Source organism: Acinetobacter sp. PK01, from assembly GCF_022819285.1.
GTDB lineage: Bacteria > Pseudomonadota > Gammaproteobacteria > Pseudomonadales > Moraxellaceae > Acinetobacter > Acinetobacter tandoii.
Genome location: NZ_CP094643.1, coordinates 2011776 through 2033265, shown reverse-complemented (window position 1 = coordinate 2033265; position 21490 = coordinate 2011776). Strand labels below are relative to the sequence as shown.

Here is a 21490-nt window from a genome sequence, read left to right as displayed (position 1 = left end):
TACCAATTTGACATTATCAATCATGGGGTTGCTTAAAAGGCACCTAAAATATTTTTGCAATAGGAAATGGGTCCACAAATGCAAGAAGTTGCTGACGCTTTGCGTCTTGACACTGAACTTTCCGCTGATAGTGCAGCGTATATTGAAGAACTTTATGAGCAGTATTTGACGTCACCGGAATCAGTTGGTGCTGATTGGCGCGAATACTTCGATAAATTCCCGAAAGGTGATCAACCACACAGCAATGTACGTGAGCAATTCCTCTTATTAGGCCGCAATTCAAGCCGTGTTCAGGCGGTGGTGCAAAGCACAGTTAGTACTGAACATGAGCGTCGTCAAATTGGCGTATTACAACTTATTGCAGCGTATCGTAACCGTGGTCATCAGAAAGCGAAGCTTGATCCTTTAGGTTTGGCAAAACGTGAAATCGTGCCTGATCTTGATCTTGCAGCACATGGCTTAACTCAATCGGATTTAGACACTGTATTTAATACAGGTAATCTGTTGATTGGTAAAGATGAAGCAACTTTAGGTGAAATGGTTCAAGCCATGGAAGCAACGTATTGTGCTTCGATTGGTGCAGAATACATGCACATTGTTGATACCAAAGAAAAACGCTGGATTCAACAACGTCTTGAAGGTGCTCGTGGCCAATTCAATTTTACAGCAGAACAGAAAAAACACGTATTAGAGCGTTTAACTGCTGCTGAAGGTCTTGAAAAATTCCTTGGTAATAAATACGTCGGTGCAAAACGTTTTGGTGTTGAAGGTGGTGAATCTTTCATTCCAATGGTTGATGCTTTGATTCAACGTGCAGGTTCTGTAGGTTGTAAAGAAGTTGTCATTGGTATGCCACACCGTGGTCGTTTAAACCTTTTGGTTAACATCATGGGTAAAAACCCAGCAGACCTATTTGGTGAGTTTGAAGGTAAGAGCTTACATAAAAAAGGTTCTGGTGACGTTAAATACCACCAAGGTTTCTCTTCAAATGTAATGACTCCAGGTGGCGAAGTTCACTTGGCATTGGCATTTAACCCATCACATTTAGAAATCGTTGGACCAGTAGTAGAAGGTTCGGTACGTGCACGTCAAGTTCGTCGTAAAGACATTGGCGGTGATGATGTATTGCCAGTGATTGTTCATGGTGATGCGGCATTTGCTGGACAAGGTGTTAACCAAGAAACCTTCCAAATGTCACAAACACGTGGCTATACAGTAGGTGGTACGGTTCACATTGTTGTGAATAACCAAGTAGGTTTCACTACTTCTGATCCACGTGATGCGCGTTCTACAGAATACTGTACAGACATTGCAAAAATGATCCAAGCACCGATTTTCCATGTGAACGGTGATGATCCTGAATCAGTATTGTTTGTTGCTCAATTGGCACATGACTTCCGTCATACATTCCGTAAAGACGTTGTAATTGACATGTTCTGTTACCGTCGTCGTGGTCATAACGAAGCGGATGAGCCAGCTGCAACTCAGCCAATGATGTACCAAGTCATCAATAAGAAAACGACGACTCGTGCATTGTATGCAGACCAATTGGTTCAGCAAAATGTGTTAGATCGTGCTGCTGCTGACCAAATGGTAGAAGATTACCGTTCTGATCTAGAAGCGGGCAAGCATGTTGCTAACGCATTGGTATTAGAGCCAAATACAAAAATGTTTGTAGATTGGACGCCATACCTAGGCCATGAATACACAGACATTTGGGATACAACTTTCTCTGAAGATCGCTTAAAAGAACTTGGTCGCAAAATGCGTGAGCTTCCTGAAGGCTTCGTAATGCAGCGTCAGGTTGCAAAAGTGATTGATGATCGCCTGAAAATGCAAACTGGTGAAATGCCATTGAACTGGGGTGCTGCTGAAACTTTAGCTTATGCATCACTTTTGGATGAAGGTTTCCTTGTTCGTTTAACAGGTGAAGACGTTGGTCGTGGTACATTCTCACACCGTCATGCGAAGTTGCATAACCAAGTAGATGGTTCAACTTACATCCCACTTTGCCACATCAAAGAAAATCAACCACGTACAGCAATTTATGACTCATTATTGTCAGAAATGGCGGTGTTAGGTTTTGAGTATGGTTATGCAACCACGCTTCCTAAGAGCTTGGTGATTTGGGAAGCGCAATTTGGTGACTTCGCAAACTGTGCACAGGTTGTAATCGATCAGTTTATCGCTTCAGGTGAAACGAAGTGGGAACGTGTTTGTGGTTTAACTTTACTTCTTCCGCATGGTTTTGAAGGTCAAGGTCCAGAGCACTCATCTGCACGTTTAGAACGTTTCTTACAGCTATGTGCTGAAGACAACATGCAAGTGATGACACCGACTACACCTGCACAGATTTTCCATGCTTTACGTCGTCAAGCGATTCGCCCAATTCGTAAGCCAATGATCATCATGTCGCCGAAGTCTTTGCTTCGTCACAAACTTGCAACGTCTACTTTAAGTGAGCTTGCAAACGGCACATTCCAGACAGTGATTGATGAGATCGATAACATCAACAAAGCAGACGTAACCCGTTTGGTACTTTGTGGTGGTAAGGTTTACTACGATTTACTTGAGAAACGTCGTGAGCAAGAGTTAAATAACACTGCAATCATTCGTATTGAACAATTGTATCCATACCCAGAACAACGTATTGCTGAAGTCCTTGCTCAATATCCAAACGTAAAAGAAATTGTTTGGACGCAAGAAGAGCCGAAGAACCAAGGTGCTTGGTTATTTATCGCACCACGTTTATACGATGATGTGATGAAATCAGGTAAACAAGTACGTATCAGTTATGCAGGTCGTGAAGCTTCTGCTGCACCGGCTTGTGGTTCACCATATTTGCATGCAAAACAACAAGCTCAGCTGGTTAATGACGCTTTAGCGATCGTAGCTGAACAATCAGGAGATTCTAAGTAATGGCAACCGAAATTAAAGCACCGGTATTCCCAGAGTCAGTTGCAGACGGTACGATTGCAACTTGGCACAAACAACCAGGTGAGGCAGTATCACGTGATGAAGTGATCTGTGACATTGAAACAGACAAAGTTGTTTTAGAAGTCGTTGCTCCTGCTGACGGTACAATCGTTACAATTATTAAAAATGAAGGCGACACAGTGCTTTCAGCTGAAGTGATTGCTCAGTTTGAAGAAGGTGCGGTTTCTGGTGCTGCTGCAACTGAAGCAGTTCAAGATGAAGCGAAAGTTGAACAAGCTGCTGCAAACACTCAAGCAGGTGCTGCACCAGTTGTTGAACGTGCTCAACAAGTTCAAGATCAAGCTCCTGCTGTTCGTAAAGCATTAACTGAGTCTGGTATTCCTGCTGCTGATGTTGCTGGTACAGGCCGTGGTGGTCGTATCACTAAAGAAGATGTGGCAAATCATCAAACTAAACCTGCAGCGCCAGCTGCTGCACCTTTAAGCGTTGCAGTAGGTGAGCGTATTGAAAAACGTGTTCCAATGACACGTCTTCGTAAGCGTGTTGCTGAACGTTTACTTGCAGCGACTCAAGAAACTGCAATGTTAACGACGTTCAACGAAGTGAACATGAAGCCAATCATGGAAATGCGTGCACAATACAAAGATGCATTTGAAAAGCGTCATGGTGCACGTCTTGGCTTTATGTCTTTCTTTGTTAAAGCGGCAACTGAAGCGCTTAAACGCTATCCAGCGGTTAATGCATCAATTGATGGCGACGACATTGTTTACCATGGTTATTATGACATCGGTGTAGCCGTATCTTCTGACCGTGGTTTAGTTGTACCAGTGCTTCGTGATACAGACCGTATGAACTATGCTGAAGTTGAAAACGGTATCCGTGACTACGCTTACAAAGCGCGTGATGGTAAATTAGGTATCGAAGACATGACTGGCGGTACGTTCACCATTACTAACGGTGGTACTTTCGGTTCATTGCTTTCTACGCCAATTTTGAACACACCACAAACTGCAATTTTGGGTATGCACAAAATCCAAGAGCGTCCTATGGCAGTGAATGGTCAAGTAGAAATCTTGCCAATGATGTATTTAGCGCTTTCTTATGACCACCGTTTAATCGATGGTAAAGAAGCAGTAGGTTTCCTTGTAACAATTAAAGAATTGTTAGAAGAACCAGCTAAATTGATCCTTGACCTTTAATTCTAAAGAATAAAACATGGGCTTAGAGTGATCCTCTAAGCCCATTTTTGGAGATAAAAATGTCTCAACAATTTGATCTTGTTGTAATTGGCGGTGGCCCAGGTGGTTACGAAGCAGCAATTCGTGCAGCACAGCTTGGTTTTAAAGTTGCTTGTATCGAAAAACGTATTCACAAAGGCAAGCCATCTTTAGGTGGTACTTGCTTAAATGTGGGTTGTATTCCTTCTAAAGCTTTACTTGATTCTTCTCACCGCTACGAAGATACAGTTCATCATTTAGATGATCACGGTATTACAACAGGTGAAGTGAAGTTTGACTTGGCTAAAATGCTTGATCGCAAGGATAAAATCGTAAACCAATTAACTATGGGTGTCGACGGCCTTCTTAAAGGTAATGGTATCGAATGGTTAAAAGGGACTGGTAAATTACTTGCTGGTAAAAAAGTTGAGTTTGTTTCTCATGAAGGTGAAACTCAAATTTTAGAGCCAAAATATGTGATTCTTGCATCTGGTTCTGTGCCTGTAAATATTCCTGTAGCTCCTGTTGATCAAGACATTATTGTTGATTCAACTGGTGCTTTAGAATTCCAAGAAGTTCCTAAGCGTTTAGGTGTTATTGGTGCGGGTGTAATTGGTTTAGAACTTGGTTCAGTATGGCGTCGTCTAGGTGCTGAAGTTGTTGTATTTGAAGCAATGGATGCATTCTTACCAATGGCTGATAAAGCATTGGCTAAAGACTACCAAAAAGTATTGACTAAACAAGGTTTAGACATTCGCGTAGGCGCTAAAGTTGCAGGCACTGAAGTTAACGGTCGTGAAGTGACAGTTAAGTACACGCAAGGTGGCGAAGACAAGACTCAAACTTTCGATAAATTAATCGTTTGTGTTGGTCGTCGTGCTTATGCAGAAGGTTTATTGGCTGATGATTCAGGTATTAAACTCACTGAACGTGGTTTAGTTGAAGTGAACGATTGGTGTGCAACTTCTGTTGAAGGTGTATATGCGATTGGTGACTTGGTACGTGGTCCAATGCTTGCACATAAAGCAATGGAAGAAGGCGTAATGGCTGTTGAACGAATTCACGGTCATGCTGCACAAGTCAACTATGACACAATCATTTCTGTAATCTATACACACCCAGAAGCGGCGTGGGTAGGTTTAACAGAAGAGCAAGCGAAAGAAAAAGGCCATGAAGTTAAAACTGGTCAATTCGGTTTCGCTGCAAATGGTCGTGCAATGGCTGCTGGTGAAAATGCAGGTTTCGTGAAGTTCGTTGCGGATGCAAAAACTGACCGTTTATTGGGTATGCACGTAATTGGACCTGCTGCGTCTGATATCGTACACCAAGGGATGATCGCACTTGAGTTTGTATCTTCTGTTGAAGATCTACAGTTGATGACTTTTGGTCACCCAACATTCTCTGAAGTTGTTCATGAAGCTGCATTGGCTGTCGATGGCCGAGCAATTCACGCAATTCAGCGTAAACGTAAATAAGACAAGAAAAGAGCGGTTTTAACCGCTCTTTTTTTTGATTAAAGGTTGTTTTTACCAGAACAATCTACTACAAATAAGAAAGAAAAAATGTAATAAGGACTAATACCAAATAAGACGTGAGTCTAGGAATTAGTCGGTCCATAACAAAGCAAAGAAGTAGTAAAAGGTTAGTCAATGAATCTACATGAGTATCAAGCCAAAGCGTTATTAAAAAAATATGGTATGCCTGTTCAAGAAGGTGTATTGGCAACTAATGCTGAAGAAGCAGTGAAAGCCTTTGAGCAGCTTGGCGGAAAATTCGCAGTCATGAAAGCGCAGGTGCACGCTGGTGGTCGAGGTAAGGCTGGTGGCGTTAAAGTCGTCAAATCCAGCATTGAAGCGGCAGATTACGCAAACCATATCATCGGTACTCGTTTAGTTACTTATCAAACTGATGTCAATGGTCAGCCTGTGAATAGTGTTTTGGTTTGTGAAGATGTCTATCCAGTAGAACGTGAGTTATATCTTGGAGCAGTCGTCGATCGTTCAAGTCGACGTGTAACTTTTATGGCATCGACCGAAGGTGGCGTTGAAATTGAGAAAGTTGCAGAAGAAACTCCAGAAAAAATTATCAAAGTAGAAGTAGATCCTTTGGTGGGTTTACAGCCTTTCCAAGCACGTGAAGTCGCATTTGCTTTGAAATTAAAAGATGCTCAGATTGCACAATTTGTCAAAATTATGACGGCTGCATATCAGGCATTTATTGAAAATGATTTTGCTTTATTCGAGATTAATCCATTATCTGTTCGTGAAAATGGTGAAATTTTATGTGTTGATGCCAAAGTTGGTATTGATTCGAATGCCTTATATCGTTTGCCAGAAGTTTCTGCACTTCGTGACAAGTCACAAGAAAATGAACGTGAGCTAAAAGCATCGGAATTTGATCTGAACTACGTTGCACTTGAAGGCAATATTGGCTGTATGGTCAATGGTGCAGGTTTGGCAATGGCTACTATGGACATCATTAAACTTTATGGTGGGCAACCTGCAAACTTTTTAGATGTTGGTGGTGGTGCAACCAAAGAACGCGTCATTGAAGCATTCAAATTGATTTTGGCAGATACTTCTGTACAGGGTGTATTGATTAATATTTTTGGTGGTATTGTTCGTTGTGACATGATTGCGGAAGCCATTATTGCTGCAGTGCAGGAAGTACATGTGAGTGTTCCTGTCGTGGTTCGTTTAGAAGGCAACAATGCAGAATTGGGTGCAAAAATTCTAGATGAATCAGGTTTGAAATTAACTTCTGCAAACGGCTTGGCTGATGCAGCAGAAAAAATTGTTGCAGCAGTAAAAGCATAAGGAGTGCCATCATGAGCGTATTAATTAATAAAAACACAAAAGTATTGGTACAAGGCTTCACAGGTAAGAATGGTACGTTTCATTCTGCACAAGCTCTCGATTATGGAACCAAAGTCGTGGGTGGTGTGACCCCAGGTAAAGGTGGAACCACACATTTAGATTTGCCTGTATTTAACACCATGAAAGATGCTGTGCGTGAAACACAAGCTGATGCATCTGTGATTTATGTGCCAGCGCCTTATGTCCTTGACTCAATCATTGAAGCGGTAGATTCAGGTGTTGGACTGATTGTAGTAATTACCGAAGGTGTCCCTACGCTGGATATGTTAAAAGCCAAGCGTTATTTAGAAACCAATGGCAATGGTACGCGTCTAGTCGGTCCAAACTGTCCTGGTGTGATCACGCCAGGCGAATGTAAGATTGGAATTATGCCGGGTCATATTCATCAACCGGGTCGTATCGGAATTATTTCACGTTCAGGAACCCTGACTTACGAGGCTGTTGCTCAGACCACTAAACTTGGCCTTGGGCAATCAACCTGTATTGGTATTGGAGGAGATCCAATTCCGGGTATGAACCAAATTGATGCATTAAAACTGTTCCAAGATGATCCAGATACTGATGCGATTATCATGATTGGTGAAATTGGGGGAACTGCTGAAGAAGAAGCAGCTGAATATATTCAGTCTAATGTTTCTAAACCTGTAGTAGGTTATATTGCAGGGGTAACAGCACCAAAAGGTAAGCGCATGGGTCATGCAGGTGCAATTATTTCAGGTGGTAAGGGAACAGCCGAAGAAAAATTCGCTGCTTTTGAACGTGCTGGAATGGCGTATACACGCAGTCCTGCAGAGTTGGGTGCAACCGTGTTACAGGTATTGAAAGACAAAGGTTTAGCTTAATTTTTAAGATTTATTAAGTAAAAAAAGCGTGTGTTACTTAGGTAACATGCGCTTTTTTACGTTTATCGCATTCTATTTGGTATATAAATTGCTCTAAGCAAGTATTCATTCAAAATAGTGTTTTGATACCATGCAAGCGGTAAATTGGAATCAGTTCAGCGAAGAGTTCACCCGTAATATCCAAAAAGTGCTGCCATTTGACGGATTGGTTGCGTTTAATATCGATTCGGAAACAACAGCGAGTCAATATTCATTTAAAGGCATATCTTGTCAAGCAGTCGATGAATACTTGGGAGGTATGCAATGTTTTGACCCTGTACATTTTCGTTTTGCATACCATCAAACAGATATGAAGTTTAGTGTATTACAAGCCGTGGCTTCTAATGATGAGTATGATGACTTTAGAAAAAAATGGAATGTAAAAGATACGATTGAACTTTTTTTTAGGCAGAATGGGGCTCCTATTCGTGGCATGAGTTTGGTTCGGTCTTCAGCCTATATGGAGTTTTCTGATCAAGAGTTAAAAATGGTTGAATCATTTTATGATTTGACCGCTTGTTGTTTTAATCAAATTTATGACGTTTCTAGTCATCAGGTTAGCCTATTTAATGAAGGTTTAACAGAGCCATTGACGCGACAAGAATCTAAAATATTAGGCTTGTTATGCAAAGGCCTAAATAATCAAGCACTCGCAGATGAGATGCATTGTGGAATATCAACTATTAAGACCCATCTACAGCATATCTATCAAAAAACACAGGTCAGAAGCCGTCAGGAATTGATGAGCCGAGTACTGTCTGGCTGACATTCATAATAAATATAAGATCGATCTATCTTCAATTTTAAAAATCATCCTTTGGGATGATTTTTTTGCATAGGGAACAGCGTAATTTTTCAGCATAGAAAAACAGTTTGTAAGGCTAAGGAAATCCGAGATGAAAACATTACATTCACAAATGCTGAAAAAATATCTTAAACAAATATCAAATGTTGTTGGTGTAATGGCAATTGGTGCATGTGCAAATCAAGCGATGGCACATGGTGAAGCAGCGAAAATGTTACCGTTACAACAAGCCATGCAATCGGTTGGTGCAACGGTACAGCAAGACCAATATGCCAATATCTATACCATCAGCAAAAATTCGACCTTAGTCCGAGCAAAACCAAATTCAACCACCATTATGGTGAATGGAAAGCCTTTAAAAATTTCGGCACCCATTATTGTAAAAGACGGTCAAGCTATGGCATCGGAAACATTGGCAAATGAGATTTTCCAATCTGGCCTTGATCAAACCTTTCAAGTTGAAACCGTAAAGCATCCGTTAAATACCTTAACGACAGAAGAAATCCAGTCAGTGACGAAGATCATTCAGGCAGATCAACGTGCACCGAAAGCATTACGTTTCAGCCGTATTCGTTTACAAGAACCTGAAAAAAATGCAGTTTGGAACAGTGTGCTGAATCATACTGAATATAAAGGTCCACGTTTAGCCGAATTTAGCTTATTACAAAGCGATAATATTATTGAGGGTGTGGTTGATCTGAACACACAACAAGTAAAGGCTTGGAAGGTCTTACCTGCAACGCATGGAATGGTGTTGTTGGATGACTTTATGATGGTACAAGAGGTTATTCAGAAGAGTCCAGAGTATAAAGCTGCGTTAGCAAAACGTGGCATTACAGATGTCACTAAAGTCGTGGGTACACCACTGACTGTAGGATACTTTGGTGGTGAAGATGGTTTAAATAAAGAACTTAGCTTACTGAAAATTGTCAGCTATCTTGATGTAGGTGATGGAAACTATTGGGCACATCCTATTGAGAATTTGGTTGCTGTCGTCGATTTAGACAAAAAGAAAATTGTCAAAATTGAAGAGGGTAGTTTAGTGCCTGTACCCATGACACCACGTCCTTATGATGGTCGTGATAAAAAAGCAGAAACACGTAAGCCTCTGAATATTGTAGAACCTGAGGGTAAAAACTACAGCATTACGGGTCAGTATATTCATTGGGGCAACTGGTGCTTCCATGTCGGGCTTGATTCTCGTGTAGGTTTACAAGTTGGCACAGTCACTTTTAAAGATAAGGGCGTAAAACGTAAAGTCATGTACCAAGGCAATCTTGGGGGAATGGTTGTGCCTTATGGTGATCCAGATATGGGTTGGTACTTCAAGTCTTATCTCGACTCTGGTGAATATGGAATGGGTACGTTGACCTCATCTATTGAGCGGGGTAAGGATGTTCCTGAGAATGCTGTACTGCTTGATGCAGTGATTGCTGATTACGAAGGTAAACCAATGACGATTCCAAATGCAATTGCTGTATTTGAACGTTATGCGGGACCCGAGTTTAAACATCAAGAAATGGGACAAAGCAATGTAAGTGCCGAGCGCCGTGAGCTTGTGGTACGCTGGATTAGTACAGTTGGTAACTATGACTACATGTTTGATTGGGTCTTCTCAGACAATGGCACCATAGGGATTAATGCGGGTGCTACAGGTATTGAAGCGGTTAAAGGGGTAAAAGCATCAACTATGCATGATGCAACAGCCAAAGAAGATACCCGTTACGGAACTTTGATTGATCATAATATTGTGGGAACAACCCATCAGCATATTTATAACTTCCGTTTAGACTTAGATGTCGATGGTGAGAACAATACACTGACCCACATGAACCCTGTTGTAAATGTGAATAAAAAAGGTGTGCGTAAAAGCACGATGGAAATCGAAAAACATGTGGTGAGTAATGAACAAGAAGCAGCAGAGAAATTTAATCCATCAACCATTCGTTTAATCAGTAACTATTCGCAAGAGAACAAAGTTGGCAATCCCGTTTCTTATCAACTGATTCCATTTGCTGGTGGCACGCACCCAATTGCCAAAGGCGCAAACTTTAGTCCAGATGAATGGTTATTCAAACGTTTAAACTTTATGGATAAGCAAATTTGGGTCACTAAATACAATCCGACTGAACTCTATCCAGAGGGTGCGTATCCAAACCGTTCTGACAAAGATACAGGCTTGGGGCAATTTGTTAAAAATAATGACAACATTGATAACAAAGACTTGGTCGTGTGGTTAACCACGGGTACAACGCATGTTGCTCGAGCAGAAGAATGGCCAATCATGCCAACGGAGTGGGTGAATGTACTGCTTAAACCATGGAACTTCTTCGATGAAACACCAACTTTGAATCTAAACACACCAAAAGATACGACGACACATTCACATTAATGCTGCGATAGCAATAAAACATGCCATATCAAAACTTTGATGTGGCAAATCTTAAGATTTGGGGGAATCTATGTTTAAATCATGTGTTCAACGGTTGTTGACTGTATCACTTTTAATGTCATCAGTTTCAGTATTTGCAGAGGAAGCAACGACTTCTGAATCTACACCTACAATTACAGTGGCAGGCTCTATGGCAATGTTGACGGATTATCGCTTCCGTGGAGTGTCTATGTCGAATCGTGATCCTGCCGTTCAAGGGGCTTTAAACTTTTCGCATAAATCAGGCGTCTATCTAAGTTTATGGGCATCGAATGCGGATGTTGGGGCAGGAGGGAATGTCGAAGCTGACTTTTTTGTGGGCTATAATCTACCCATCACCGAAAAATCATTCCTAGATATTAACTATGCCGATGTGAATTATCCTGGCACGATCAAAGAATATCACACCGATTTTAGTGAGTTTGGCGTGAATTATAATCATAGTGATTTAATGAAGGGTGGCGACTATTTTACAGTGGGAGTATTTTATTCACCTGAGTTTGCATTTAAATCAGGTAAAGAAATCTATTTGAATACCAGTTATAAGTTTCCGGTGTATAAAAATATTAAACTTGTTTCGAGCTTGGGTTATACCAAGCTGGAAGATAATGAACAGTTTACTAAAGCATTTGGTGGTGATGGTCAGCAAGATGATTATTTTGACTATAAAATTGGTCTGGGTGCAGAAGTTTTGGGGTTAAATTCAGAGTTAGTATGGATTGACAATAATATTGATAGTGATGCCAATATTATGAAAGGAAGTGTCGTATTCTCTTTGACCAAACAGTTCTAATCTAGCAAATGATTATTTTCAAGTGATAAAAGGCTTCATGTTGATGAAGCCTTTTTTTAAAAGAAAGGAGTTCTATTTACTGAAAAATCAGAGGTATAGTTTAATTTAGTACTGTATATGATGCTGTTTAACTGTGCTATATTTATGCATAAAATTCTATTTTTTCGACACCGTATTGCAGATGTTAAGATATGTTTATGTGTTCTTTTTCCGAATATTCGCTTTGATTTTTTTATTGATGAATGCTGCTATGGCTGAAAATGAAGATGTCTACATGGATGAATTTATTGGTGATGAAATTTTTTATTATTATCAGTATCTTGCGGAACAGCATAATGAAAAAGAAAATGACTATAGCGTAGCGAATAATGACTTTTATGAAAATGAATATATTCGAGTTTTTAATTATACCGCTTATAATTCTGAAAATTTCACCAATAAACTTGGGACAGGTGAGTTCAATAGCTCAGATTTAGATGCCTTAAGAATATCATTTGGTTATGGTATTGAAATTAAATTAAATAAGCGAAATAAAATTGGCTATGAGTATTTGTCAAATTTTCCCTATGATCGAGGGCAGTTAATTCGATTCTTTTGGGTACAGTTATTCTAAAATGCACGAATATTTTTTTATTCATTTTTTGAAATAAGTAAATCTTCGATAATAATTTTTTTCATACGTGTCAGCGTTGAATAGGCTTTGGGATGACTCGCTAAGATTTGTGCAAGGTTTTTTGGAATGACCTGCCAACTAATACCAAAAACATCTTTGCACCAGCCACACCAACTTTCCGAACCATGTTCTGTAAAATAATTCCAGTAATAATCAATTTCTTGCTGTGTTTTACACGGAATCACAAAAGAAACGGATTCATTAAAATCAAAAATATGCTTATGGGGGCTATCTTTTGCTATAAATTTCAGGTGGTTCAAGCTAAAAATGCTATTTTGTATTTTTCCTTCCAAGTCACCAGAAGGGTAGCGAAGCAATTGATGGCGCTGAAATTCTGGAAAAATCTTCTGATAGTATTGTAGGGCTTGCGAACACTGGTTCTGATGCATACCACAAAATAATAAATTGGGAAGAATGTGTTGTTGTGTTTTACCGCCGTTACCTAGTTGTAATTGCCAGGTATAGCCAAATTGATCTTGAACCCAACCATAATAAGCGTTCCAAGAATAATGACCGAGATCAATAATGCTTGCACCGCCGAGAATAAGTTTTTGCCATAGCGCGTTAATTTCTTCGCGACTATCGCAAATCACTGTAAAAGAGATGGCTGGATTAGGTAAGAAATAGGGACCACCATTTATCCCAATAAAGCATTGATTGGACAAAGATGCCTTTACGACTGTCTGATTATGTTCAAGGACTATGCTGTTTGGAAAAACTGAGCAATAGAATTCAAATGCTTCTAACGCTTGATTATCAAACCACAAAGCAGGATAGATCGTAAGATGCATGCATGGTCCTTGTGTTTAGGTCCTATAAGGTTGAATTTTAACTGAGTATGACGTGGCAATATGTAATATTTTGATGAAAAAAGCGCAACTTAAGTTGCGCTTAATTTTATAAATGGAATTTATACTTTGCTTTGCGGTTTCAGTTGTTGGGTCAAACCATTGATATCACCACCATGCAGTCCAAGTTCACTCATAAGGCTATCGATTAATGGAGCTTGTGAACGATAGCGTAAAGCACTATTCACGACTTGATCGGACAGTGAAGCAGTTGAATGTTCAGGAGTCGATTCATGACCATGAGGATGTGCAACACTTCCTAAACCATTGACCTGTAAAATTTTAATATCATCAATACCTTCCATTGGTTTAACACTTTCGCGAATAATTTCAGGTAGATATTTCAGTAAAGCCAGTCGAATTTGCATTTCAACTTGCTCAGACGATAAGGTGTTATTTGCCTCATGCACGGCACGAGTACCTTCAGCATCAACCTGATATTGTTTTTCCATAGCTTGTGCCAGTAAAACTTTGGCATCTGCTTCACCTTTGGCATGTAGGCGGGCTTTTTCAGCTTCCGCTTCAGCAGCAATTCGAATTGCTTCCGCTTCGTCCACCGCTGCTTTTTTACCAGCTTCGGCAGCAACAGTAATGGCAATCGCATCTTTTTCAGCAGCTTGTTTTGCTGCAACCAATTCAACCGCTTTTTCACGTTCAGCACGTTGCGTTTCACGGACGGTGAGAACTTCTTCTTCTGCTTTAACTGCCTGAGCACGAGCTTGGTCTGCTTGAGCTTTGGCTTCTGATTCTGCACGAGACTTTTCAGCAATCGCAATTGCGCGATCTTGCTCTGCCAATTCAATGGTTTTCTTTTGCTCGACCTGAGCTTTTTGAATAAGTTGAGCTTTCAAAATATTTTCATTTTCTACATCGCGGGCAGAAGCGATACGCTTTAATTCAACTTCACGTTCAGCTGCAATTTGTGCTTCTTCTGCATCACGTTTTTTAGCTGCTTCTTGTGCTGCAATTTCAGCAAGCTGTTCTGCTCGACGGACTGAAATTTCACGTTCTTGTTGTAATTTGGCGTACTCTTCTTCACGTAAAATTTGTAAACGTGCTTGCTCAGCTTCTAAGTTTTTAGTTTTAATTGCAAGATCTGCATCTTGTTCAATTACATTGCGTTTTTTACGACGGTCTTCAATGGTTTCTGTAAGTTTGGTTAAACCTTCTGCATCGAACGCATTTTGCGGGTTAAAGTATTTAAAACTGGTCTGATCTAAACCAGTTAAAGAGACTGTTTCAAGCTCTAAACCATTCTTGAATAAATCTTCTGATACGACTTGTTGAACTTTTTGTACAAAATCTACACGCTTTTCATGTAGCTCTTCCATCGCCATTTCAGCAGCGACTGCGCGTAAAGAGTCAACAAATTTACCTTCAACCAAATTTTTAAGTTCATTGGGTGACATGGTTTTCCGACCAAGGGTTTGAGCTGCTGTTGCAATCGATTCAGCAGTCGGTTTTACCCGCACATAAAACTCTGCCATCACATCTACACGCATACGATCACGTGTAATGAGGGCTTGTTCTTCTGCACGAACTACTTCAAGTCGAAGAGTATTCATATTTACTGGAATAATTTCATGCAATACAGGCAGAACGATGGCACCACCATTCAAGATGACCTTCTCGCCCCCAAATCCTGTACGGACAAATGAAATTTCTTTACTTGAACGTTGATATAAACGGGCGACTATAAAGCCAATAACAATAATTGCGACAAAAATAATGCCTGCAATTAGTAACAAATTGATAAGATTTGAATTTAGCATCATATACTCAAAATTTAAGTGTTGTTAAGTTTCAGAACGTATGGCTTGAAAGCCAATTTTTGTTTTTTGGGTCAGCACTACTTGTTGACCTTGTTTAAAAGCATCTTCTTGTTCCGGTTCGACCAGAATATAATGAATTTGTCCAAATTGATCTTTGACTTTGGCTTGAGCAGGGGAATGAGGCTTAGCAATACCAATGACGATGACCGCCGTGCGCCCCACCAATTCTTCACTAAATATTGCTGTAGTCTCATCTTGCGGTAAAATTCTTGAGGTAACTTTTGCGGTGAAACGTACCAATGGCATACACAAAAAGAAACTTGCAGGTGCTAACAGCCAAGCACTCCAATAGGCTCCTGTAAATAAGTGAGCAATTGTTTGTAGTAGTAGCCCAAATAAACCAAAAATCGTGAGAAAGATAATAAACCAGATTAATAAAGGCACACGCCCCAGATATAACCAGTCCAATACCTGTAATAACCAACTGGCTTCAGTATCTATATCGACTTCAGGTGAAGTGAGATCAGCAGGTAAAAGTTGGTCAAGAATACCTTGAGTACCTCCACCCAGTAACAATAACGTTAGCTCAAAAAAGGCAAAGAGAAAGAGAAGGCATATTGAAATGCTAAAAATGAGATTTGACGGGTGCGTCACAAGTTCCCACATGATCGAATTCTCTTTTTTTTAATGATATTTATAACAAATAAAATACAAATTTATTCTTTAATATATAAGATAGCATCGAAATGAGAATAAGTCTAAAAAACTTTAGGCAAAAAAATACGCAATGATTGGGGTGACCATTGCGTAGAACAACGAATCTGTTTGCACAGTTCGGTTAAGGAGAAATGTTAACAATTTAGGATTTCCTAAATCATGGGAGAATGTTAATCGTAATGAGTCTCAAGGTCATGAGCAATCACGTTACTTCATGTTAAATCACGTTAATAATTGGAGAGTCTTGTGATTGGGGCGATGTTTTTTTATTCTAAAAAATTAAAGGCCTTATGAAAGACCTTTAATTTGCGATGTTACTCAAATGTATTTAGAAGTGGAATACACCTAAACCTGACTTCACTTCATCCAAAGTTTGTTGTGTAATATCTCGGCATTTATCTGTGCCTGCTTTCAAAATATCCATAATATAATCAGGGTCTTTGGCAAGTTCGATACGACGTTCACGAATTGGTCCGATTAATTCTTTCAACACACCTTCCAAGCGTTTTTTCACCGTACCATCACCTAAACCACCACGACGATAGTGTGCTTTTAATTCTTCGACTTCTTCTTTATTCGGATCAAAAGCATCTAAATAAGTGAATACGATATTCCCTTCAACTTGACCTGGATCTTCAATACGCAGGTGGTTCGGGTCGGTATACATCGCATTTACGGCTTTTTTAATGTCTTTATCGCTGGCATCAAGCACAATCGTATTACCTAAAGATTTTGACATTTTTGCCTTACCATCAAAGCCAGGTAAACGACTCATATTAGAGAGTAGTGCCTTACATTCTGGTAATAAGTCCTGACCGATTTGACGGTTGATGCGACGAACAATCTCGTTGGTTTGTTCAATCATTGGAATTTGGTCTTCACCAACAGGAACAACAGTGGCTTTAAATGCGGTAATGTCTGCAGCTTGGGCGACTGGATAACATAGGAAGCCTGCTGGAATATCCCGTTCAAAACCACGCATCTGAATTTCAGATTTAATGGTTGGGTTACGCTCTAAACGTGAAACGGTCACGAAGTTGAGATACAACATCGTAAGTTCATTTAACGCAGGTAAACAAGATTGAACACAGATGGTGGTTTTGGTTGGGTCAATACCAACAGCTAAGTAATCTGTGGCAACTTCAAGGATATTACGACGTACTTTTTCAAAGTTGTCGGCATTATCAGTCAATGCTTGTGCATCAGCCAATAAAAGATGTTGATGATGTGAATCTTGTAGACCCACACGTGAACGTAATGAACCAACAAAATGACCTAAGTGAAGTTGCCCAGTCGGACGGTCGCCAGTCAAAATGACTGGACGATTATCTTGATTACTCATTTTCTTTTCCAAAAAGTAGTGTATTTACTACATCTGCAGTCAATTAATGGGCTACATTGTACGGCATAATTTTTTTTAATGTCAGTCAGAAAAAAATAGAAGTAGAAAAAAATTAAATCCGAACATAAATCATCAGGTAAATACAGTTTTTTTCTTCAGATCCCATTAAAATAGAGCAAATTTCTTAGGATAAATATAATGGCAAGTAGCTTATTAATATTATTAGATGATATTGCGACCGTATTAGATGACGTTGCTGTCATGAGCAAAGTGGCTGCCAAGAAAACAGCGGGTGTTTTGGGGGATGACTTGGCGCTCAATGCGCAACAAGTCAGCGGTTTACGTGCAGAACGCGAATTGCCTGTAGTCTGGAGTGTCGCGAAGGGTTCTTTTGTCAATAAATTGATTTTGGTACCACTGGCGTTATTAATTAGTGTAGTGGCGCCGTGGCTGATTAATCCTTTATTGATGATTGGTGGTCTATTCTTATGTTATGAAGGTGTGGAAAAAGTTTTACACAGTTTGCAACATCGAAAGGCGACCAATGAGCAGGAGGCAGAAGAAGAACTTCACACTATTGAAACTGACCTCGTTACTTATGAGAAAGAGAAAATCAAAGGTGCGGTTCGTACCGACTTTATTTTGTCTGCAGAAATTGTGGTGATTTCTTTGGGTACAGTAGCAACAGCTACGTTTATGAGTAAATTGACGGTACTCAGCATTATTGCGATTGTAATGACTATCGGGGTATACGGATTTGTCGGATTGATTGTCAAAATTGATGATATTGGGCTGTACCTAACTCAACAAAGCTCGAATGCGAAACAGAAAGTAGGACGCTTTTTATTGGCTTTTGCACCTAAGCTCATGAAAACATTAACTGTAGTTGGCACAATTGCAATGTTCTTGGTGGGCGGAGGGATTATTAATCATGCGGTACCGCTTATCCATCATTTTACAGAAGATACAGTTGATCACTTAGAGTTAATTCCTAACTTTGGCAGTATTGTCGGTGCATTAACGCCAACTTTAATTAACTTGATGATTGGTGTTGCCGCAGGCTTGGCGGTGATTCTTGTACTAACTGTGTTTAAAAAGATTTGGCCGAACTCAAAACAGGCTTAAGCTTAAAGGGTCTACTTCATAAAAATAAGGAATAAGGCTATGCGTTGGAAAGGTCGTCGTGTCAGTAGCAATATTGAAGACCGTCGTGGCGGTGGTGCAGGTCGCAAAATGGGTGGCTTCAGTATTCTTGGCTTGGTGGTTGCATTTGTCGCGTGGAAATTTTTTGGAGTAGATCCGCAGCAGGCGTATCAAGTCACGCAACAAGTGACACAACAAGCTTCGGTCAGTACGGAAACCAAAGGTTTAGATAATCCAACGCCAGAGCAACAAGAAGCCATGGATTTTGTTGGAACAGTCTTGGCAGATACCGAAGACACTTGGAATATGGTGTTTCAACAGCAATTGAATCAGCAATATACCGCACCCAAACTAGTCATGTTTACTGGGGCTGTGAATTCAGGTTGTGGTGCGGCACAAGCGGCTATGGGGCCGTTTTATTGTCCAGTCGATCAGAAAGTTTATATTGATACGACTTTCTTTAAAGATATGCGTCAGCAGATGGGCATTGGTGGTGAACAAAACCAGACTGAATTAACTCGTCAAGATCAAGCGGGCGACTTTGCTCAAGCCTATGTGGTTGCACATGAGGTTGGACACCATGTGCAGAACCTTTTGGGAATTTCTGATCAGGTTCATAAAGCACGCACACAGACTTCGAAAGTTGAAGCGAATCAACTGTCTGTGCGTCAAGAATTACAAGCCGATTGTTTAGCAGGTATTTGGGCCTATCATAACCAGCAGCGCACTCAATTTTTGCAACAGGGTGATATTGAAGAAGCGATGGATGCTGCACATAAAATTGGGGATGATTACTTACAGAAGCAATCAACTGGGCAGGTTGTGCCTGACAGCTTTACTCATGGTTCTAGCCAGCAGCGGATGAAATGGTTTCAAGTAGGTCTTAAATCAGGCAACTTAAAAGACTGCGATACCTTTAATCAACCGATTTAGTCTTGAAGTGAATGCAAAAGGCGTAATTAAAATTGCGCCTTTTTTTATATCACTAGGTTGTATTGAGCATGTATTTTATTCACGCATTTTAGATCTTATGACTGACTTAAATATTGATGTTTAAGTTTGGTCAGAGATGCTATAGCGAGAAGGTTAAAGCATTGCAAACATGTGAAGTTTAAATGTCGTATTTACAGCAGTAGTTCAATGTTTGTATTGATATTCTGCCTTTTTTATTTCAGTAAATAAGCAGGATATTGGTGAAATATGCGTTGAAGAATTACACATGGAAATAGGAAATTCAAAGGTATTAATTTAAGAAAAAAGCACATCTAATAGGTTGATTTCAATACCTTAAAGGTATTGCTTTTGATGAGAATCATCAGTTTAGTTTAATCACGTTTTTGAAATAATGAATTTAAATTCATTATTTGTGAATAATAATTCGATACTTATATTGAAAAGACAAAGACTTAGTCTTAATTTTATTGCAAATGGAATGGTAATTTGTATAAGAAACAAAAAAATAGCCTTCGACTAAAGCATATATAGTCGATATAACACTTATCTGTCACATTTTGGCTCAAGAAATGTTCATCGGAATGAACAAACAATAATTTAAACTGTGATGGATAGGGAATTTAGGATGACGACTCAAAAGATGTCTGTGCGTTTAAAAACGTTAGTATTAGCGATGGGTGTGGTTGCAGCAGGAACTGTACAGGCAGATACCAATACGGAAGTTGAACAATTACGTAAAGAAGTTCAAGAGTTGCGAGGCATGTTAGAGCAATATGCACAGCAGCAAAAGCAAATGAACACACAGCAGCAGAATTATCAGGTTCAGGCAACTGCTCAACCTGCACCTGCAAAACCAGTAGCAGAGAAAAAAGGCTTTGGGATTACAGTAGGTGGGGCTGAAGTTAATTTCTATGGCAATGTTCGCGCAGATGCAACTTATCAAATTGATGGTGGTCCAAGCAGAGCGCATCCATATAATCAAATCAATAAAGCTGCTTTAGACGGAGCACCAGGAAATAGCGATCTTTTCAAATCTACTTTAGCTGCAACACGTTTAGGTTTTGACTTTAAGACGCCAACTCAAGCGGGGGATGTTGCCGGTAAAGTCGAAGTCGACTTTTTGGGCAGCAATGATACTTTACGTATCCGTCATGCATACTTAACTTATGCGAACTGGCTCATTGGTCAAACATGGTCAAACTTTGCTGTGCCTGATTATATGCCAGAAACGATTGATGCTTTAGGCTATGTGGGTGGTGCTGTTAAGCGTACGCCACAAGTACGTTATACCAGTACTTTTAGTCCAGAAACCAACTTGATCTTTGCATTGGAAGATTCTAAATATAGCGATAATTCGGGTACTACTTTAGGTTCAGATCCAGATAACCAAATGCGAATTCCAGCACTCACAGCACGTTTGAATCATAAATTTGCCAACAATGCAGGTATTATTTCAGCACGTACCATGGTAGCAGACAAGCAAACTTCTGATGATGAAAAAGTGGCTTGGGGCGTAGGCTTAGGAACAAAATATAATGTAACGCCAAGTACAACCTTAAAAGCTGATTACTACCATGTCAAAGGGGATAGTAGTTTTGTCTCTTGGTCAAACCCTGGTTATTCAATTGAAAAATCTGGTGGGAATATTCAACAAAGTGAATTTGGTTCAATTACGGTCGGTATTACTCAGCAGTTTAATCCAAAGTGGCGTGGCACGTTGGGTTATGGTTATATGACTCATGATGAGGACTTGGATTATATTAATGCCTCAGCGAACCCTGCTGCATTAAACAAAGACTTATGGCAAGCTTGGGCGAATGTATTTTATAGCCCAATCAAACCAGTGAGTTTAGGTCTTGAATATACCTACGGTGAACGTGAAACATTCTCTACACCAACCTTAACTAGTAAAACAGGTGAAGAAAACCGTGTAAACGTGGTTGCACTGTATAATTTCTAAATATTCTGTTCAAACAAAAAAAGAGGCTTATGCCTCTTTTTTTGTTTATTTAAACAACTACTTAACCTAAAACAAAAGGTACAAAAAGAGAATTCCTGAACAAAAAGTAGATTAAATTAGAAACACTTAAAGTAGAGTTTA

16 protein-coding genes are annotated in these 21490 nt (G+C 39.8%); 12 read left to right on the top strand and 4 right to left on the bottom strand.

Going from position 1 to position 21490, the window contains the following annotated elements; all coding sequences use genetic code 11:
• The first annotated feature begins 78 nt into the window (after positions 1–78).
• The 9 genes from MP622_RS09610 (at position 79) to MP622_RS09570 (ending at position 12553) form a co-directional block, all read left to right on the top strand.
• Complete coding sequence (locus MP622_RS09610) at positions 79–2919, top strand: 2-oxoglutarate dehydrogenase E1 component (protein WP_016165821.1); 2841 nt, start codon at positions 79–81, stop codon at positions 2917–2919.
• Positions 2919–4136 (top strand): 2-oxoglutarate dehydrogenase complex dihydrolipoyllysine-residue succinyltransferase, encoded by a 1218-nt coding sequence (gene odhB, locus MP622_RS09605; protein ID WP_044740220.1) that lies wholly within the window; start codon positions 2919–2921, stop codon positions 4134–4136. Before MP622_RS09610 ends, odhB begins: the two co-directional genes overlap by 1 nt.
• Positions 4137–4195: 59 nt before the next feature.
• Positions 4196–5629 carry a dihydrolipoyl dehydrogenase gene (gene lpdA / locus MP622_RS09600; RefSeq protein ID WP_044740219.1) on the top strand — a complete coding sequence of 478 codons (1434 nt, stop codon included), beginning with the start codon at positions 4196–4198 and terminating at the stop codon, positions 5627–5629.
• A 174-nt stretch (positions 5630–5803) separates the two neighbouring features.
• Entirely contained in the window at positions 5804–6970 is a 1167-nt protein-coding gene (gene sucC, locus MP622_RS09595) for an ADP-forming succinate--CoA ligase subunit beta (RefSeq protein ID WP_243790698.1), read from the top strand.
• Between the two features lie 11 nt (positions 6971–6981).
• Positions 6982–7872 (top strand): succinate--CoA ligase subunit alpha, encoded by an 891-nt coding sequence (gene sucD / locus MP622_RS09590; protein WP_243790696.1) that lies wholly within the window; start codon positions 6982–6984, stop codon positions 7870–7872.
• A 130-nt stretch (positions 7873–8002) separates the two neighbouring features.
• Positions 8003–8677 carry a helix-turn-helix transcriptional regulator gene (locus MP622_RS09585; protein WP_243790694.1) on the top strand — a complete coding sequence of 225 codons (675 nt, stop codon included), beginning with the start codon at positions 8003–8005 and terminating at the stop codon, positions 8675–8677.
• A gap of 130 nt (positions 8678–8807) precedes the next feature.
• Positions 8808–11108 carry a primary-amine oxidase gene (gene tynA, locus MP622_RS09580; protein WP_243790692.1) on the top strand — a complete coding sequence of 767 codons (2301 nt, stop codon included), beginning with the start codon at positions 8808–8810 and terminating at the stop codon, positions 11106–11108.
• Positions 11109–11178: 70 nt separating this feature from the next.
• Complete coding sequence (locus tag MP622_RS09575; protein ID WP_243790691.1) at positions 11179–11940, top strand: TorF family putative porin; 762 nt, start codon at positions 11179–11181, stop codon at positions 11938–11940.
• Positions 11941–12190: 250 nt separating this feature from the next.
• Positions 12191–12553, top strand: a complete 363-nt coding sequence (locus tag MP622_RS09570; protein WP_243790689.1) for a hypothetical protein — start codon at positions 12191–12193, stop codon at positions 12551–12553.
• 17 nt (positions 12554–12570) lie between these two features.
• On the opposite strand, the gene MP622_RS09565 is transcribed toward MP622_RS09570, so the two are convergent.
• The 4 genes from MP622_RS09565 to trpS all read right to left on the bottom strand — a co-directional run bounded on the left by MP622_RS09565 (position 12571) and on the right by trpS (position 17292).
• Complete coding sequence (locus MP622_RS09565; protein ID WP_158654325.1) at positions 12571–13380, bottom strand: VOC family protein; 810 nt, start codon at positions 13378–13380, stop codon at positions 12571–12573.
• 143 nt (positions 13381–13523) lie between these two features.
• Complete coding sequence (locus MP622_RS09560; RefSeq protein ID WP_016165831.1) at positions 13524–15233, bottom strand: flotillin domain-containing protein; 1710 nt, start codon at positions 15231–15233, stop codon at positions 13524–13526.
• 24 nt (positions 15234–15257) lie between these two features.
• Positions 15258–15899 (bottom strand): YqiJ family protein, encoded by a 642-nt coding sequence (locus MP622_RS09555; protein ID WP_016165832.1) that lies wholly within the window; start codon positions 15897–15899, stop codon positions 15258–15260.
• 379 nt (positions 15900–16278) lie between these two features.
• Complete coding sequence (trpS, locus tag MP622_RS09550) at positions 16279–17292, bottom strand: tryptophan--tRNA ligase (RefSeq protein WP_016165833.1); 1014 nt, start codon at positions 17290–17292, stop codon at positions 16279–16281.
• Positions 17293–17490: 198 nt separating this feature from the next.
• Here trpS and MP622_RS09545 point away from each other — a divergent pair, with 198 nt between their 5' ends.
• The 3 genes from MP622_RS09545 to MP622_RS09535 all read left to right on the top strand — a co-directional run bounded on the left by MP622_RS09545 (position 17491) and on the right by MP622_RS09535 (position 21349).
• Positions 17491–18417, top strand: a complete 927-nt coding sequence (locus MP622_RS09545) for a DUF808 domain-containing protein (RefSeq protein ID WP_044740211.1) — start codon at positions 17491–17493, stop codon at positions 18415–18417.
• A 39-nt stretch (positions 18418–18456) separates the two neighbouring features.
• Complete coding sequence (locus tag MP622_RS09540) at positions 18457–19368, top strand: neutral zinc metallopeptidase (RefSeq protein ID WP_243790687.1); 912 nt, start codon at positions 18457–18459, stop codon at positions 19366–19368.
• Positions 19369–20014: 646 nt separating this feature from the next.
• The gene (locus MP622_RS09535) at positions 20015–21349 is read left to right on the top strand and encodes a DcaP family trimeric outer membrane transporter (protein ID WP_243790685.1); all 1335 of its coding nucleotides are present in this window, start codon (positions 20015–20017) and stop codon (positions 21347–21349) included.
• Positions 21350–21490: the final 141 nt, after the last annotated feature.

Excerpts from the sequence above, each read along its gene's own strand:
- trpS (WP_016165833.1), bottom strand. The coding sequence starts at position 17,292 with ATGAGTAATCAAGATAATCGTCCAGTCATTTTGACTGGCGACCGTCCG.
- MP622_RS09535 (WP_243790685.1), top strand. The coding sequence starts at position 20,015 with ATGACGACTCAAAAGATGTCTGTGCGTTTAAAAACGTTAGTATTAGCG.
- MP622_RS09545 (WP_044740211.1), top strand. The coding sequence starts at position 17,491 with ATGGCAAGTAGCTTATTAATATTATTAGATGATATTGCGACCGTATTA.
- MP622_RS09555 (WP_016165832.1), bottom strand. The coding sequence starts at position 15,899 with ATGTGGGAACTTGTGACGCACCCGTCAAATCTCATTTTTAGCATTTCA.
- MP622_RS09585 (WP_243790694.1), top strand. The coding sequence starts at position 8,003 with ATGCAAGCGGTAAATTGGAATCAGTTCAGCGAAGAGTTCACCCGTAAT.
- sucC (WP_243790698.1), top strand. The coding sequence starts at position 5,804 with ATGAATCTACATGAGTATCAAGCCAAAGCGTTATTAAAAAAATATGGT.
- odhB (WP_044740220.1), top strand. The coding sequence starts at position 2,919 with ATGGCAACCGAAATTAAAGCACCGGTATTCCCAGAGTCAGTTGCAGAC.
- MP622_RS09570 (WP_243790689.1), top strand. The coding sequence starts at position 12,191 with ATGGCTGAAAATGAAGATGTCTACATGGATGAATTTATTGGTGATGAA.
- lpdA (WP_044740219.1), top strand. The coding sequence starts at position 4,196 with ATGTCTCAACAATTTGATCTTGTTGTAATTGGCGGTGGCCCAGGTGGT.
- MP622_RS09540 (WP_243790687.1), top strand. The coding sequence starts at position 18,457 with ATGCGTTGGAAAGGTCGTCGTGTCAGTAGCAATATTGAAGACCGTCGT.
- MP622_RS09610 (WP_016165821.1), top strand. The coding sequence starts at position 79 with ATGCAAGAAGTTGCTGACGCTTTGCGTCTTGACACTGAACTTTCCGCT.
- tynA (WP_243790692.1), top strand. The coding sequence starts at position 8,808 with ATGAAAACATTACATTCACAAATGCTGAAAAAATATCTTAAACAAATA.
- sucD (WP_243790696.1), top strand. The coding sequence starts at position 6,982 with ATGAGCGTATTAATTAATAAAAACACAAAAGTATTGGTACAAGGCTTC.
- MP622_RS09560 (WP_016165831.1), bottom strand. The coding sequence starts at position 15,233 with ATGCTAAATTCAAATCTTATCAATTTGTTACTAATTGCAGGCATTATT.
- MP622_RS09575 (WP_243790691.1), top strand. The coding sequence starts at position 11,179 with ATGTTTAAATCATGTGTTCAACGGTTGTTGACTGTATCACTTTTAATG.